This is a genomic window from Paenibacillus sp. PvR133 (assembly GCF_017833155.1).
In the GTDB taxonomy this organism is placed as follows: domain Bacteria; phylum Bacillota; class Bacilli; order Paenibacillales; family Paenibacillaceae; genus Paenibacillus; species Paenibacillus polymyxa_B.
This window is the reverse complement of record NZ_JAFIBS010000001.1, coordinates 462962-482094: the sequence shown is the minus strand read 5'-3', so window position 1 is coordinate 482094 and position 19133 is coordinate 462962. Positions and strand designations below refer to the sequence as shown.

1 protein-coding gene is annotated in these 19133 nt (G+C 56.9%); it reads left to right on the top strand.

Going from position 1 to position 19133, the window contains the following annotated elements; translation table 11 throughout:
- Positions 1-79: 79 nt before the first annotated feature.
- Entirely contained in the window at positions 80-18739 is an 18660-nt protein-coding gene (locus JOE49_RS02140) for a non-ribosomal peptide synthetase (protein WP_209940494.1), read from the top strand.
- Positions 18740-19133 lie beyond the last annotated feature (394 nt).

Here is a 19133-nt window from a genome sequence, read left to right as displayed (position 1 = left end):
GGTTCTTCTAAGAGTGACTAAGTGACATCTAGGTACAAAGCCTATCTATAAAGAATCTCTAAACCGGGAGTGTGTCGATGTGAGAGAGAATACCAACGAGCAATATGGATTAACGCAAGCCCAGCGCCGAATATGGTTCATGGAAATTATGAATCCGGGAACGTCCATCACGATGCTTTCCGCGACCTACCAGATTACGGGCGAGATCAACACACAGCTTCTGGAGCAAGCGGCGGCAGAGATCGTCAAAACCTATGACGTTTTCCGAATCCGCATTAGCGGGGATTTGCAAAATCCAACGCAGTGGTTCGAAGAGCCGGAGAATGTCCAAGCTAGGATAAGCCGCCTCGAAATAGGCACAACCGAACAATTCTATGCTTGGGTGAAAGAAGTAAGCGAAAAACCGGCCAGCGTGTTCGACGAACACCTCTACCAATTTACGATTATCCATTTTGCGAACGGCCAAGTATGGCTCAATTTGACGGTAAATCATATTATCGCCGACGGCTTGTCCGTCAATGCTTTGCTGCATGCGGTGATGGAAAAATACCTGGAACTGCGCAAAGGCATCTCCAGCAGTTACCAGGCCCCTACCTATCTGGATTATATTTCCGCGGAGCGTGAATATGAGCAATCGCAGCGTTATCAAAAAGGCAAGGAATACTGGCTGACGAAGTACAACACTTTGCCTGAAACGACCGGCATTAAATCGTATCCGCCATTCTCGATCGGCAGCGAATCCAATAAACTGGCCATCACTTTGGATGGTTCCCGGTATGAACGCATTCTGGCCTTCAGCGAACAATATCAGGTCAGCTTATATACGTTATTTCTGTCCGCCATGTACGCCTTATTGTACAAGCTGACCGACAGCACCGATGTTCCGGTCGGCACGGTTTTCGCCAATCGCACCAGCAAGAAGGAAAAAGAAACGATAGGCATGTTCGTCAGCACCGTGGCTACGCGGATTCGTCTGAATCCAGACGGGCACGTGCTTTCCTTGATCCAAACGGTTTCCAAGGAAAATACGGCGGATCTGCGGTATCAGAAATACCCTTATAACCAATTGATCCAGGATTTACGCGAACAACACGGCCGCAACGATCTTTCGGGGCTGTTCCGCACGTCTCTGGAATATCTGCCTTTGAAAATCGTGGAGTACGAAGAAATCAAGGTACGCCTGGAGGCTCACTTCGCTAGGCACGAGATGGACGATTTGCTGCTGCGCTTCGACCATATGCTGAATGAAGGCCATGTAATTCTCCATGCTTCCTATCGTACCGGCCTGTTCGAGACGGCCGAGATTGATCGGATTATGGAACAGTATGTAACCATTCTGGACCAGTTTCTTCAGACTCCCGAACTGCCGGTACGCGAGATTTCTCTGCTGAGCGATGAGGAGAGACACTGCATTCTCAACGTTTTTAACCCGCCGGTGGCAGGGCTGAGCGAGGGAGAAGCGTTTCATCGGTATGTTGAAAAGTTTGCCCGGGAAATTCCGGATCATCCGGCAGTCGTCTACATGGACAAACAGCTGACCTACGGCGAATTGAACGAACGCGCCGAGCGGCTGGCTTCTCTCCTTCGCGAACAGGGCGTGGGAAGGGAGACGATTACGGGGATCTGGGCGGAGCGTTCAGTGGAACTGCTGGTCGGGGTGCTCGCCGTTTGGAAAGCCGGCGGAGCCTATGTACCGCTGGACCCCGATTATCCGGCGGAGCGGATTGAGTACATGCTCAGCGATAGCGATGCATCGGTGCTGCTTACGCAGCGTCATCTGTTGGAGCGGGCCAGAGGTTGGTTGGCCGATGACCGGCTGAAGCTTCAAGCTGTCTATGCCATGGACGATGAACATATTTATAACGGGGATGCCTTAACCGTGGAATTTGAATCTGCCGACAGCGCCCCGCAAGACTTGGCTTATGTGATTTACACCTCGGGTACGACGGGACGCCCGAAAGGCGTCATGATCGAGCACGGTAGTCTCGTGAATACGGCGGATGCGTACCGTCGCGAGTACCGGTTGGATCAGTTTCCGGTGCGGCTGCTGCAGCTGGCCAGCTTCTCGTTTGACGTGTTCGTCGGAGACATCGCGCGGACGCTGTATAACGGAGGCACGATGGTGATTGTGCCGAAGGATGACCGGATTGATCCGAACCTCTTATACGGCTGGATTCGGGACCAAAACATTACGGTATTCGAATCGACGCCTGCGCTCATCCTGCCGTTCATGCAGCATATTTATGAAGAAGGGCTGGACGTTAGCTCCATGCAGTTGCTGATTACCAGTTCGGATGCTTGCAGTGTCACCGATTACCGATTGCTGCAGGAAAGATTCGGCGGACAATTCCGCATCATCAACAGCTATGGCGTTACCGAAGCGGCCATTGACAGCAGCTTTTACGGTGAGCCGCTGGATAAGCTGCCGCCGTCGGGTCATGTGCCGATCGGCAAAGCTTGGCTGAACGCCCGGTTTTACATTGTCGATGCCGCGTTAAAGCCGGTTCCTGTAGGGGTTCCGGGCGAGCTTGTCATCGGCGGCGCCGGGGTGGCGCGCGGGTACTGGAACCGTCCGGACTTAACCGCTGAGAAGTTTGCGGACAGCCCGTTTGTGCCGGGCGAACGTCTGTACCGGACAGGCGATTTGGCCCGCTGGCTGGAAGACGGCAACGTCGACTTCATCGGCCGGATCGATTATCAGGTGAAAATTCGCGGGTTCCGGATCGAACTCGGCGAAATTGAAACGGCCCTGCTGCGTTTCCCGGGCGTCAAGCAGGCTGTGGTGACCGACCGTACGGATGAGCAGGGGCAAAAGTATTTGTGCGGCTACGTCGCGGCGGATGCTTCCTTGCAGCTGAGCGATCTGCTGTCCCAATTGAAGCAAGAGCTGCCGGCCCATATGGTCCCGGCCCGGCTGGTGTCTCTTGATAAGCTTCCGCTCACGCCGAACGGCAAAATTGACCGTAAAGTGCTGCCTGAACCGACCGGAGAGGTAGAAGTAGGCCGTGAGTATGTGGCTCCTCGCACAACGCTGGAAACAAGACTTGCTCTCATTTGGCAGCAGGTGCTGGGTATTGCGCGAGTTGGAGTCCAAGACGATTTCTTTGACTTGGGTGGTCATTCCTTGCGGGCCTCCACGCTGGTTTCCAAGATTCGGAAAGAGCTGCAAGTCGAGGTTCCGCTGCGGGAAGTTTTCCGCTACACCACGATCGAACAGCTGGCCCAAAGAATCGGCGGTTTAAGGCAGCAGGAGACGTATGAGATTACAAAGGCGGCTGAGGCCGAGTACTATCCGGTTTCATCCGAGCAAAAGCGTCTGTACGTCCTGCGCCAGCTTGACGGGGCCGAGCGCAGCTACAATATGTCGGCGGCGCTTCTTCTCGAAGGCAAGCTGGACCGCACGCGCGTCGAGCACGCGTTCCGGGCGCTGATTCAGCGCCATGAGACGCTGCGTACCGGGATCGAGCAGGTTCAAGGCGAGCTTGTCCAGCGCATCTATGACGAGGTGGAGTTTGCTGTAGATTATTTCCAAGCGAGCGAGCGGGAAGTGGAGCAAGTGGTGGAAGCTTACTATCACCCGTTTGATCTGACCAAGCCGCCACTTCTCCGCATCGGCCTGATCGAAGTCGCCGCGGATCGCCACATTCTACTGTTCGATATGCACCATATCGTCTCGGACGGCATTTCGACAGCGCTGCTCTTCGACGAGTTCAGCCGCCTGTATCGGGGCGAGGAGCTGGCCCCGCTGCGCATTCAATACAAAGATTATGCCGTTTGGCAGCATTCCGAAGCTTACGGGCAGATGCTCCAGCCGCAGAAGGAGTATTGGCTGGAACAGCTGTCGGGCGAGCTGCCGGTCTTGGAGCTACCGACGGACTTCCCGCGGCCTGCGGTGCAAAGCTTTGACGGCCGAACCGTGAAGTTTTATATCGAGAAAGATCGGACGGAGAAGCTGAAAGAGCTGGCGGCACGGACAGGGACGACCCTGTACATGGTGCTGCTGTCGGCTTACACCATCCTTATGCATAAATATTCGGGTCAGGAAGATCTAATCGTAGGAACGCCGATTGCCGGAAGAACGCAGGAAGAAGTGCAGCCGATCGTAGGGATGTTTATCAACACGCTGGCCATTCGCAGCCGTCCGGAGCGTTCCAAGCCGTACCTTACGTACCTGGAAGAAATCAAGGACATCACGCTCGGGGCTTTCGAACACCAAAATTATTTGTTCGAAGACTTGGTAGAAAGTCTTCACATTCCGCGCGCGACCGGCCGGAATCCGCTCTTTGACACGTTCTTCTCCCTACAAAATACGGAGAACGAGCAAATTGTCATCGAGGGGCTGGAGCAATCGTTTTATCCACTAGAAAACCAAACATCCAAGTTCGAGCTGCTCCTGGATATTTCGGAGCTGGACGGTCAGCTCGAATGCCGGTTGGAGTACGCTACGGCTCTGTATAAACAAGAGACCGCGGAGCGGTTCGCCAGACATTATGACAAGCTGCTCGAAACCATCGCAGCAGCGCCGGACGAGGATATTGCCTCGCTGGAAATGCTCACGGAGGAGGAAATCCGCGAGCTGGTGCGCGGTTTCAACGATTCGGAGGCGGACTACCCGCGGCAGCAGACGATTCACGGCTTGTTCGAAGAGCAGGCGGAGCTTTACCCGGACAACGTGGCCGCCGTCATGAACGAGCGGCAGCTGACCTACCGCGAGCTGAACGAGCGATCCAACCGCCTTGCGCGGAAGCTGCGGGAGACGGGAGTAGAAGCGGACCAGCTGGTAGCGATTCTGGCCGAACGCTCGCTCGATATGGTTGTCGGCATTCTGGCGATTCTCAAAGCGGGCGGAGCCTACGTGCCTGTCGATCCCGACTACCCGGAGGAGCGCATCCGCTTCATGATCGAGGATTCGGGCGCGCCATTATTGCTGATTCAAAAGCATCTGCACGAGAAGACCGACTTCGCAGGAACGCGCCTCGAATTGGACGATTTCGTTTGGGGCGACAGAGGGGCGGACTCCGCCGATGCGCTGGACGCTTCGAACCTGGAGCCGATTTCCGGGCCGGGCAACCTGGCATATGTCATCTACACGTCGGGAACGACCGGCAGACCGAAAGGAACGCTGATCGAGCATAAGAACGTCGTGCGCCTCCTGTTCAACGACAAGAACCTGTTTGACTTCGGGCCATCCGACACGTGGACGCTGTTCCACTCGTTCTGCTTCGATTTCTCCGTCTGGGAAATGTACGGAGCGCTGCTGTATGGAGGCAAGCTGGTCATCGTACCGCCACTCACGGCGAAAAATCCGGCCGATTTCCTGGCGCTGCTGGGCCGCGAACAGGTCACGATTTTGAACCAGACGCCAACGTACTTCTACCAGCTGCTGCGTGAGGTCTTGGCGGACCATCCGTACGATCTGCGGATTCGCAACGTCATCTTCGGGGGCGAAGCGCTCAGTCCGCTGCTGCTCAAGGGCTTCAAGACGAAGTACCCGGAGACGAAGCTGATCAATATGTACGGCATTACCGAGACGACGGTTCACGTGACGTATAAGGAAATCACATGGGTCGAAATAGAGGCGGCGAAGAGCAATATCGGCAAGCCGATCCCGACGCTGAGGGTGTACGTCCTGGATGAAAACCGCCGCCCAGTGCCGATCGGCGTAGCGGGCGAAATGTACGTGGCCGGGGAAGGCCTTGCAAGAGGATATCTGAACCGTCCGGATCTGACGGCGGAGAAGTTCGTCGATTCCCCGTTTGCGGAGGGGGAGAAACTGTACCGCTCGGGCGACTTGGCGGCTTGGCTGCCGGACGGCAACATCGAATACCTGGGCCGGATCGACCACCAGGTCAAAATCCGCGGGTACCGGATCGAGCTGGACGAAATCGAGACGCAGCTTCTGAACGTCGAGGGCGTGGAAGAAGCGGTGGTGCTTGCCCGTCAGGACGGGGGGGGCGAGAAGGCACTTGTCGCCTACTTTGTGGCGGACCGGACACTGACGGTCAGCGAAATGAGAACCTCGCTGGCCCAGGGAATGCCGGGGTACATGATCCCGTCGTACTTCGTGCAGCTGGAGCGCATGCCGCTGACGGCCAACGGCAAAGTAGACCGCAAAGCGCTGCCGGAGCCCCAAGGCAGCTTGCAGACGGGCGTCGAATATGTAGCACCGCGTAACCGGACGGAGTCCGAGCTTGTGAAGATCTGGGAGGAAGTGCTGGGTTACTCCGGTATTGGAGTCCTGGACAATTTCTTCGAGCTCGGAGGCCACTCCTTGCGAGCGACGAACCTTGTCAGCAAGATTCGGAAGGAAATGAACGTCGAACTTCCGCTGCGCGATGTGTTCCGCTATATGACGGTAGAATCGATGGCCGGGGCTATTGCTAGCTTGGAAGAATCGCAGTACAGCTCGATTCCGAAAGCGGAAGAGAAAGCGTACTATCCGGTTTCCTCCGCGCAAAAAAGGCTGTACGTCCTGCACCAGCTGGATAGCTTGGAGCTGAATTATAATCTCCCAAGCGCCTTGCAATTGAGAGGGGCTTTGAACGAGGCCAAAGTGGAAAAGGCGCTGACTACTTTGGTGGCCCGGCACGATATGCTGCGCACCGGATTTGAAATCGTGAATGGGGAGCCGGTTCAGCGTATTCATCCGCTCGTAGCTTTCAAGGTCGAGAAGCTTCAAGCAAGCGAAGATCAGGTTGCGGCCATTCTTGAAGGCTTCATTCAGCCTTTTGACTTGACCCAGCCGCCTTTGCTGCGCGCCCTGCTGATCGAACTGGAGAAAGAGAAATTCCTGCTCGCGCTGGATATTCATCATATTGGTTCCGACGGCCTTTCCATGGACGTGCTGCTGCGTGAATTCGTGCGGCTTTACAATGGGGAAGAATTGCCGGAGCTGCGGATTCAATACAAGGATTACGCCGTTTGGCAGCAATCCGAGGAGCAGCGCCAGCGCATCAAACGGCAGAAGGAATACTGGCGCGGGGTATTCAGCTCCGAGCTTCCGGTTCTTGAGTTGCCTCTCGACTTCTCCCGCCCGGCCGTCCAGCAGTTTGACGGTCAAACGCTCACGTTTACGCTGGATGCGGAGAAAAGCGAAGCTCTCAAACGGCTTGCCGGCGATTCGGGGGCGACGCTGTACATGCTTCTGCTGGCTGCGTACTCCGTATTGCTTCATAAATACGCGGGACAGGAAGATATAGTGGTCGGCACTCCGATTGCCGCCCGTTCTCACGCCGACCTGCAGCCGATTATCGGCATGTTCGTCAATACGCTGGCCCTTCGCTTGGGTCCGGCGGCGGAGCGGACGTTCCTGGATTACTTGCAGGAAGTGAAGGAAACGACGCTTGGAGCCTACGAGCACCAGGACTATCCGTTCGAGGAGCTGGTGGAAGCTCTTCAGGTGAGCCGGGATTTAAGCCGGAATCCTCTGTTTGACACCATGTTTTCTTTGCAAAAGCACGAAAGCTTGGATTTAACCCTGGAAGGCTTGCAATGGTCGCTGTTCGACATCGAGGAAAAGACGGCAAAGTTTGATCTTAGCTTTGATATCGTGGAAGCCGATAACGAGCTGGTTTGCAAGATCGAGTACGCTACCTCGTTGTTTAGACAGGAAACGATGGTCCGGCTGGCGGGTCATTACGAGCAGCTTTTGGCGTCGATCCTGGCTCAGCCGGGTGCACGGATTTCGGATTTGGATATCTTGACGGACAGCGAAAAGCATGATTTGCTGGTCGGGTTTGACGTGTCGTCTTCGGCTCTTGCGAAGCAACCCGCCGCAGAGGGTACAGGTTTGGAAGCGGATGAGTCGTGGAGAGAGAGAACGATCCACGAGCTGTTCGAGGAGCAGGCAGAGCGAACGCCGGAGCAGGTGGCCGTCGTCTATGAGGACAGCCGCCTGACTTACCGGGAGCTGAACGAGCGGGCGAACCGGCTGGCGCGATCCTTGCGTGCCCCTGGCGTGCAGGCCGATCAGCCGATCGCGATCATGGCCGAGCGCTCGCTGGAGATGATCGTCGGCATCTATGCGATCTTGAAGGCCGGGGGCGCCTACGTGCCGATCGACCCGCAATTCCCGCAGGAGCGCATTCGCTACATGCTCGAAGATTCGGGCGCTAGGCTGCTGCTGATTCAGAGCCATTTGAGGGAAAGCGCGTCATTTGCCGGGACTGAGCCGCTTGGCGGTCTATCGCTCGTCGATCTGAACGATCCATCCGCGTATGACGAAGACGGCTCGAACCTGGAGCCGGCGAGCGGACCGGAGCACTTGGCCTACGTCATTTACACATCGGGCTCGACTGGCAAGCCCAAGGGCGTCATGGTGGAGCACCGTCCGGTGATCAACCGGCTGCTGTGGATGCAGAATGCTTACCCGATCGACTCCAGAGATACGATTCTGCAAAAGACGGCGATCACCTTCGACGTTTCCGTGTGGGAGCTGTTTTGGTGGGCTTGGACGGGGGCCAAAGTTTGCTTGCTGCCGCCGGGTGGAGAGAAGAATCCCGAGACGATTCTGGACACGATCGAACGGAAAGCCGTCACCACGATGCACTTCGTGCCGTCGATGCTGCACGCCTTCCTCGAATATGTCGAGCGTCAGCCGAGCGAAGATCTGGGGAACAAGCTGTCTTCGCTGAAACGGGTGTTTGCAAGCGGGGAAGCGCTGGCGACGTCGCATGTGAGCCGGTTCTGGCAGTGGATTGCGTCATCCGTGAATCAAGCGCAGCTGATCAACCTTTATGGGCCTACGGAAGCGACGGTCGATGTCTCGTACTACGATTGCGGACCGGAAGAGACGCATGTATCGGTGCCGATCGGCAAGCCGATCTCGAACATCCGGCTGCATATTGTCAAGGAAGGGACGACAGCGCTGCAGCCGATCGGCGTGCCGGGCGAGCTGTGCATCGCGGGCGAAGGCCTGGCTAGAGGCTACTTGAACCGTCCCGAGCTGACCGTGGAGAAATTCGTAGAGTGTCCGTTTACGCCGGGCGGGCGGATGTACCGGACGGGCGATCTGGCCAGATGGCTGCCGGACGGCAACATCGAGTATATGGGCCGGATCGACCATCAGGTGAAAATCCGCGGGTACCGGATCGAGCTCGGCGAGGTGGAGGCGCAGGTCCTGAAAGTGGCGTCCGTCCAAGAGGCGGTTGTCATCGCCAGAGAGGACGAAGCCGGTCAGAAGCACCTCTGCGCGTACTTCGTGGCGGACAAGCCGCTTGCGGCGAGCGAGCTGCGAAGCGCGCTGGCGGAGGATCTGCCCACGTACATGATTCCGTCCTACTTCGTGCAGCTGGAGCGGATGCCCCTCACACACAGCGGGAAGCTCGACCGTAAGGCGCTGCCCGCACCGGAAAGCAGTGTGCTCGTGGGAACGGAATATGTGGCGCCCCGGACGCCGGCGGAGCAGACGTTGGTTGCGGTGTGGCAAAAGGTGCTGGGAACGGGTCGTCCGATCGGCGTGATGGACAATTTCTTCGAGCTCGGCGGGGATTCGATTAAATCGATCCAGGTGTCGTCCAGGCTATATCAGGCCGGGTACAAGCTGGAAATCAAGCATTTGTTCAAATATCCGACCGTAGCGGAATTAAGCCCGTATCTCCAGCCGGTCTTAAGACGCGCCGATCAGGGGGCAGCTACGGGAGAGACGCGGCTGACGCCGATTCAGCGCTGGTTCTTCGAGCAGTCGTTCGCCGAGCCGCACCACTTTAACCAGGCGGTGATGCTGTACCGGGAGGAAGGCTACGACGAAGCGGCGCTTCGTCAGGCCGTGCGGAAGCTGGCCGAGCATCACGATGCGCTGCGCCTCGTCTTCCGCCGGACCGAGAGCGGGTATGCGGCATGGAACCGGGGCATCGCGGAAAGCGACGGCGAGCTCTACAGCCTGGAAGTGATCTATTTCCGCGGAATGACGGACTGCGCGCAGGCGATCGAAGCCAAGGCGAACGAGCTTCAGCGCAGCATTGACCTGCAGGCAGGGCCTTTGCTGAAGCTCGGCTTGTTCCGCTGTGCGGATGGAGATCATCTGCTGATCGCGATCCACCACTTGGTCGTAGACGGCGTATCCTGGCGGATTCTGCTTGAGGATTTTGCTGCCGGCTATGAGCAGGCGCTGCAAGGGCAGCCGATCCGTCTGCCGCTCAAAACGGATTCATTCCAAACGTGGGCGAAACAGCTCGCTGATTATGCGAACGGTCCGGCGATGGAAAGCGAGAGAGAGTATTGGCAGCATATCGAGCAATTGACCTATGAGCCGCTTCCGAAAGATTTTGAACAAGGCAGATCTAAGCTGAAGGACAGCGGGCTCGTGACCGTCCGCTGGACGGCGGAGGAAACCGAACAGCTGCTGAAGCAGGCACACCGTGCTTACCATACGGAAATGAACGATTTGCTGCTTGCCGCGCTTGGCCTCGCGGTACAAGCTTGGAGCGGCCGGGAACGCGTGCTGGTGAATCTCGAAGGCCACGGCCGGGAAGAACTTTTGCCGGATGTGGACATTACGCGCACGGTAGGCTGGTTTACAAGCCAATTCCCTGTCGTTCTGGAGCCGGGTCACGCCCAGGCGCTCGGTCATCAGGTGAAACAGGTTAAAGAAAGCTTGCGCCGCATTCCGAACAAAGGAATCGGCTACGGCATCCTGCGTTATTTGTCGGCGCCGCGTGACGGCGAGCGCTTCGCTTTGGAGCCGGAGATCAGCTTTAACTATTTGGGTCAGTTCGACCAGGATTACGAAAGCAGCGGCTCGAGGCCGTCTCCGTTCAGCCCGGGCTCCGATTCAAGCCCGAATGCAGTGATGGATTATGTCCTCGATATCAACGGTATGGTGTCGGAAGGAGTGCAGGAACTCACGATCCGTTATGGGGTAACCCAGTATAAACGGGAAACGGTAGAGCGCCTGGGCACCCTGCTTCATTCGAGCTTGCGTGAAGTCATCAGCCATTGCGTATCGAAAGAGCGGCCGGAGCTTACGCCTAGCGACGTACTGCTTCAAGATGTGACGTTGGAGGAACTGGAGCGGCTGGCCGAACATACGGCGGCGCTCGGCGAACTGGAGAATGTATACTCCCTGACTCCGCTGCAAAAAGGGATGTTGTTCCACAGCCTGCTGGATGCCGATTCGGAAGCTTACTTCGAACAGGTGACCTTCGATCTGTACGGAAGCCTGAATGTCGAAGCCTTCACCCAAGGATTGGATACGCTGGTGCAGCGGAATGAGGCGCTGCGGACTAACTTTATTACCGACTGGAGAGACGAGCCGATTCAAGTGGTATTCCGCGAGCGGAAGTGTGAAGTGTACTTCGAAGATATTCGCTCGGTAAGCGATGAAGACCCGGAGAAGACGATAGCCGATTTCGTCAGCGCGGATAAAGCGAACAAGTTCGATTTGGCCCGAGGCTCTCTTATGCGCGTGACCGTTTTGCGCACGGGCGACGAGTCCTACCATGTGATCTGGAGTCACCATCACATTTTGATGGACGGCTGGTGCATGTCCTTCATGATCAAGGAAGTGTTCGACACCTACTTCGCGTTCCAGGAGAAGCGGACGCTGGAGCTTCCTCCGGTTACCTCGTACTCCCGGTATATCGAATGGCTGGAAGCTCAAGATGCCGCGAAAGCTTCGCGTTACTGGTCCGAGTATTTGGCGGGTTACGATCAGCAGACCAAGCTGCCTCGGGAGAAAACAGGGCTGAAGCAGGGCGCTTTTGAAGTAGCTGAGATCGATGTGGAACTCAGCAAGGAACTGACCGGGCAAATCGAGCGGGTGGCGCGCCAGCATCAGGTGACGCTTAATACATTCATGCAGACCGTATGGGGACTGGTTCTGCAGGTATACAACAACAGCGAAGATGTCGTATTTGGCTCCGTCGTATCCGGGCGTCCAGCGGAGATTCCGGGTATCGAAAGCATGATCGGCCTGTTTATTAATACGATCCCGGTCCGTATTCAAGGCAAAGCCGAGGAGACGGTAGCCGCTATCTTGAGAAAAACCCAGGATCAAGCGCTGGCATCGAGAGCTTACGAAACGTTCCCGCTGTTCGAAATTCAGTCGCTGAGTGAGCAAAAGCGTGACTTGATCAACCACATCATGGTGTTTGAAAATTATCCGATGGAAGAACAAATTGAGCAGGTCGTCGGAGGAGACAAAGAAGCGCTGAAAATCGCTAATATCCAGTCGCCGGAGCAAACGAACTACAACTTGGACATTACTGTCATTCCGGAAGAGCATATTTTGCTGCGGTTTACGTACAATGCGCTGACGTTCAGAGAGGATGACATCAGGCAGCTCTACAGTCATTTTACCTGGGCACTGGAGCAGGTTGCAGCTAACCCGAACTTGCGCGTGAATCAGTTGGAGCTTTTGACGGCAGAGGAAAAAGAGCAAATTCTCGGTGCGTTTAACCCGGCGCAGCCGGAAGCGGCTCCTGTGGCAGCGTTCCACCGGCTGTTCGAGGAACAGGCGGAACGCACGCCGGAAGCGGCAGCTGTCGTGTACGAGAACGACCGGCTGACGTATGCGGAGCTGAACGAGCGGGCGAATCGCTTGGCGGCTACGCTGCGCGCAAGCGGCATCGGCCGGGAGACGATCGTCGGCATTCTCGCCGAGCGTTCGGTGAACTTGCTGGTGGCCGTGCTGGCCGTCTGGAAATCGGGCGGGGCGTATGTGCCGCTCGACCCGGATTATCCGGCAGACCGCGTGCGGTTCATGCTTGAAGACAGCGGAGCGAAGGTGCTGCTGACGCAAACGCCGCTGCGAGAGCGCGCCGAAGCCTGGCTCGGCGAAGAGGAGCTGGCGCTGGCGGCGGTGCTGTACCTCGACGACGAAACCTCGTACAGCGAGGAGGGGACGAATGCCGACAGCTTCCATGAAGCCCGTCCAGAGGACCTGGCGTACGTGATCTATACGTCGGGAACGACGGGCAAGCCGAAGGGCGTGATGATCGAGCACCGCAGCCTGGTGAACACGGCGGCGGGCTACCGGCGGGAATACCGGTTGGATCAGTTCCCTGTGCGGCTGCTGCAGCTCGCAAGCTTCTCGTTCGACGTGTTCGTGGGAGATATCGCGCGGACGCTGTACAACGGAGGCACGATGGTGATTGTGCCGAAGGACGACCGGATCGATCCGTCTCGTCTGCACTACTGGATGGAGCGGGAGCGGGTCACCATCTTCGAATCGACGCCGGCGCTGATCGTGCCGTTCCTGGAGTACGTGCACGAGCAGCAACTGGATATGAGCGGGATGGAGCTGTTGATCACGAGCTCGGACAGCTGCAGCGTGGCGGATTACCGGACCTTGCAGGAACGCTTCGGCTCGTTGTTCCGGATCATCAACGCATACGGCGTGACGGAAGCGGCGATCGACTCAAGCTTCTACGACGAGCCGCTGACGAAGCTGCCGCAGACAGGCCATGTGCCGATTGGCAAAGCGTGGCTGAATGCGAAATTCTACATCGTGGATGCGCATCTGAATCTGGTGCCGGTCGGGGTGCTGGGCGAGCTGGTCATCGGCGGAGTCGGGGTAGCGCGCGGGTACTTGAACCGTCCGGAGCTGACGGAAGAGAAGTTCGTAGACAGCCCGTTCGCCGCGGGCGAGCGGCTGTACCGCACGGGAGACTTGGCACGGTGGATGGAGGACGGGAACGTGGACTTCATCGGCCGGATCGACAACCAGGCGAAAATCCGGGGGTACCGGATTGAGACGGGCGAAGTCGAAGCGAAGCTGCTGAGTGTAGGTGGCGTAAAGGAAGCGGTCGTCGTCGTCAGGGAAGATCAAGAAGGTCAGAAAGCTTTGTGCGCTTATTATACAGCGGAAGAAGGCTTGACGGCGGCGGACCTGAAGCGGGCGATTGCCAGCGAGCTGCCGGGTTACATGATCCCGTCGTACTTCGTGGAGCTGGAGCGCCTGCCTCTGACGCCGAACGGAAAGATCGACCGGAAGGCGCTGCCGGCACCGGAAGGGGGAGCAGGCGGAGGCCGCGAATACGTGGCGCCGCGCACCGAACTGGAGGCGAAGCTGGCCGCCATTTGGCACGATGTGCTTGTTCGGGAGAAGGCGGTAGGCGTAACGGACAACTTCTTCGACCTCGGCGGACACTCCCTGCGGGCGACGACGCTTGTCAGCAAAATGCATAAGGAGCTAGGCGTTGAATTCCCGCTTCGCGACGTATTCCGCTACTCGACGGTTGAGGAAATGGCCGCGGCTATGGAGCGGCTGGAGATCGGCTCGTTCACGGCTATTCCGGCTGCGGAACCTAGCGAGTATTATCCGCTCTCTTCCGCTCAGAAACGTCTCTATATCTTGAACCAGCTGGAAGGAGCCGAGCTGAGCTACAACATACCGGGAGCTATGCTGCTCGAAGGGGAGCTCGACCGGCAGCGGTTTGAAGAAGCGTTCCGCGGGCTCGTAGCTCGTCATGAAACGCTGCGTACCGGCTTTGAGATGGTAAAAGGCGAAGCGGTTCAGCGGATTTACGAAGAAGCCGCTTTCCAGGTGGAATATGTGCAGATCAGCGGGGAGCAGGCGGAAGAAACGGTGCGCCAATTCGTTCGTCCGTTTGATCTAGCGAAGCCGCCACTTCTGCGGGTAGGCCTTGCCGAACTGGCGCCGGACCGGCACATTCTAATGTTCGATACGCATCATATCGTATCTGACGGCGTTTCGATTGACGTACTGATCGAAGAGTTCGTCCACTTGTACAGCGGGGAGCAGTTGGAGCCGCTCCGCATTCAGTACAAAGATTATGCGGTATGGCAGCAATCGGACGAGCAGAAAGCTCAGCTTGCCAAGCAGGAAGCCTACTGGCTCGACATGTTCCGCGGAGAGCTGCCGGTTTTGGAATTGCCGACGGACTATCCGCGCCCGGCTATGCAGAGCTACGAGGGCCGCACGCTGCAATTGTTTATGCATAGCGAGAAAAGCGAGGGTCTGAAACGGCTTGCAGCCGAGAACGGCGCAACGCTTTACATGGTTCTGCTTGCTGGTTATACAATATTATTGCATAAATATACAGGGCAAGAAGAGGTGGTGGTCGGTACGCCGATTGCGGGAAGAAATCATAGCGACGTTCAGCCGCTGATCGGGATGTTCGTCAATACCCTGGCCATCCGCAGTTATCCGGCTGCCGGTAAGACGTTCCTTGGCTACTTGAAGGAAATCAAGGAGACGACGCTGGGCGCTTTTGAACATCAGAATTATCCGTTTGAGGAACTGGTGGATAAGGTGAACGTGGCTCGTGATTTACGCCGCAATCCGCTGTTCGATACGATGTTTGCTTTGCAGAATACAGAGAATTTGGAAATCCAGCTTCCCGGACTTCATTTGTCGACGTATGCCAGCGAAGAAATTGTTTCTAAATTCGATCTCAGCTTGGACGTCACGGAGATCGAGGAAGGCTTGGAATATCTGTTTGAATACGCCACTGCTCTTTATAAAACCGAAACGGTGGAGAAATTGGCCGCTCACTACTTGCAGCTGCTTGAATCCATTCTCCGCAACCCATCGGCGACTATTGCCGAGCTGGGCATTTTGACACCAGCGGAAAAAGAGCAAATTCTCGGCGCGTTTAACCCGGCGCAGCCGGAAGCGGCTCCTGCGGCCGCGTTCCACCGGCTGTTCGAGGAACAGGCGGAGCGCACGCCGGAAGAGGCGGCCGTCGTGTACGAGAACGACCGGCTGACGTATGCGAAGCTGAACGAGCGGGCGAACCGCTTGGCGGCTACGCTGCGCGCAAGCGGCATCGGCCGGGAGTCAATCGTCGGCATTCTCGCCGAGCGTTCGGTGGACTTGCTGGTGGCCGTGCTGGCCGTCTGGAAAGCGGGCGGGGCGTATGTGCCGCTCGACCCGGATTACCCGGCGGAGCGCGTGCGGTTCATGCTCGAAGACAGCGGAGCGAAGGTGCTGCTGACGCAAACGCCGCTGCGAGAGCGCGCCGGAGCCTGGCTCGGCGAAGAGGAGCTGGCGCTGGCGGCGGTGCTGTACCTCGACGACGAAACTTCGTACAGCGAGGAGGGGACGAATGCCGACAGCTTCCATGAAGCCCGTCCAGAGGACCTGGCGTACGTGATCTATACGTCGGGAACGACGGGCAAGCCGAAGGGCGTGATGATCGAGCACCGCAGCCTGGTGAACACGGCGGCGGGCTACCAGCGGGAATACCGGTTGGATCAGTTCCCGGTGCGGCTGCTGCAGCTCGCCAGCTTCTCGTTCGACGTGTTCGTGGGAGATATCGCGCGGACGCTGTACAACGGAGGCACGATGGTGATTGTGCCGAAGGACGACCGGATCGATCCGTCTCGTCTGCACTACTGGATGGAGCGGGAGCGGGTCACCATCTTCGAATCGACGCCGGCGCTGATCGTGCCGTTCCTGGAGTACGTGCACGAGCAGCGGCTGGATATGAGCGGGATGGAGCTGTTGATCACGAGCTCGGACAGCTGCAGCGTGGCGGATTACCGGACCTTGCAGGAACGCTTCGGCTCGTTGTTCCGGATCATCAACGCATACGGCGTGACGGAAGCGGCGATCGACTCAAGCTTCTACGACGAGGAACTGGCGAAGCTGCCGCAGACAGGCCATGTGCCGATCGGCAAAGCGTGGCTGAATGCGAAATTCTACATCGTGGATGCGCATCTGAATCCGGTGCCGGTCGGGGTGCTGGGCGAGCTGGTCATCGGCGGAGTCGGGGTAGCGCGCGGGTACTTGAACCGTCCGGAGCTGACAGAAGAGAAGTTCGTAGACAGCCCGTTCGCCGCGGGCGAGCGGCTGTACCGCACAGGAGACTTGGCGCGGTGGATGGAAGACGGCAACGTGGACTTCATCGGCCGGATCGACAACCAGGCGAAAATCCGGGGGTACCGGATCGAGACGGGCGAGATCGAGTCGCAGCTGCTGCGGGTGGAAGGCGTGCACGAAGCGGTGGTGCTGGTTCGAAGTGACGCGAACGGGCAGAAAGCGCTGTGCGCGTACTACACAACGGATGGCGAACTGACGGCGGCAGACCTGAAACGGGCGATCTCCAGCGAGCTGCCGGGTTACATGATCCCGTCGTACTTCGTGGAGCTGGAGCGCCTGCCTCTGACGCCGAACGGGAAAATTGACCGGAAGGCGCTGCCGGCGCCGGAAGGGGGAGCAAGCGCAGGCCGCGAATACGTGGCGCCGCGCACCGAACTGGAGGCGAAACTGGTCGCCATCTGGCAGAACGTGCTCGGGCCAGTCACGATTGGCGTGACGGACAACTTCTTCGACCTCGGCGGGCATTCCCTGCGGGCGACGACGCTGGTCAGCAAGGTGCACAAGGAGCTGAGCGTGGACCTGCCGCTGCGCGATGTGTTCCGGCACTCGACCATCGAAGCGATGGCCGAAGCGATCAGCCAATTGGAGCGGCAGGAATACCTCTCCATTCCGGTTCTGGATAAGAGGGATTACTATCCGCTTTCCTCCGTGCAAAAACGGCTGTACATCCAGCAGCAGATGGAAGGCGCCGAGCTTAGCTACAACATGTCCGGCATGACGGTTCTCGTCGGGCGCTTGGAACGGAATCAATTCGAGGCGGCGCTCAAAGGATTGATAGCTCGTCACGAAATTTTGCGAACCGGCTTCGAAATGGTCGACGGCGAACCGGTACAACGGATTTATCCGGACTTGAAGTTTGCCGTCGAGTATAGGAAAGCGACGGAAAGTGAAACGAAGAGCATCGTAGACGGCTTTGTACGCGTCTTTGATTTGGAGCAGCCGCCGCTGCTGCGTGTGGGCTTAGTCGAATGGGAAGCGGAACGGCATCTGCTCATGCTGGACATTCATCATATCGTCACGGATGGCATGTCGATGGGCATCTTCGTCGAAGAGCTGCTGCGTCTGTATAACGGCGAGACTCTGGAACCGCTTCGGATTCAATACAAGGAATTCGCCGCTTGGCAGCAGTCCGAACCTGTAAAAGAGCGGCTGAAACGTCAGGAAGCCTACTGGCTGGACGTGCTGGAAGGCGAACTGCCGACGCTTGAACTGCCTACGGACTTTGTCAGACCTGCCGCTCGCAGCTTTGAGGGAGATGTGCTGCCTTTCAGCATCGACAAGCAGATGACCGACAGCTTGCAGCGCATCGCCGATGAGAACGGTGCCACCCTTTATATGGTGTTATTGGCGGCCTATTCAATCCTGCTCAGCAAGTACTCGGGACAAGAAGACTTCATTGTAGGCACGCCGGTTTCGGGCCGCACACATGCCGACCTGGAGCCGCTCATCGGAATGTTTGTCAACACTTTGGCGATTCGCCATTATCCGTCCGGGGAGAAGACGTTCCGCGCTTACTTGAACGAAGTCAAAGAAACGATGCTGGGGGCCTACGACCACCAGGATTATCCGTTCGAGGAGCTTGTGAAAAAGCTGCAGGCGCCGCGAGATCAAAGCCGCAATCCTGTATTCGATGTCATGTTTACTCTGGAAACCAAGGAAGATAACGTTCAAAGCTTCGGGGATATCAAGATCGAATCTTATCCGGAAACTCATACGGTTTCCCAATTTGATCTTACCTTGGTCATTTCGTTGCTGGATGAGGGAATGAACGGGCAGTTTGAATATGCCACCAAGTTGTTTACGCTCAATCTGATCGACAATTTCGCTCAGGACCTGCTCGTGATCATCACCCAAATTTGCGAACAGCCTTCGGTGCTGTTGAAGGATATTTCCCTGAACGGGCAATCCGAACAGGAGCAAGATGTGCTAGAGGCCATTGATATTATTTTCTAATCCCTTACCCGGCTTGGGTGTATGCCGTATTTCCCTCGGTACGCATCCTGCCGGGTGTTTTTTTTCGAATGAAAGGGAAAAATCCACCACAGGAATCTGACGTCAAGTGCCGCCGAGTAACTATTTCAATTTATTGGAAAATCGACAAAACACAACAGACTACCATCCAAATCTGCTTGGTAGTTTTTTTTGTAAAAGGGGTCGAATAAGCTGAATTGAGATTTTTAAGACTCTCTTTATATCCTGCATTTCCTGCATAAATCCCATTTAGATTTATCATAAAATGATGCTGTTTTTTCAAGGCTTATCCATCGAGATATTTTTTGTGCCAGTTTTTTTGTTTTCAGATCATTATCTCACTCACGGTTAATTGAACGAACAATAGGCTCACCTC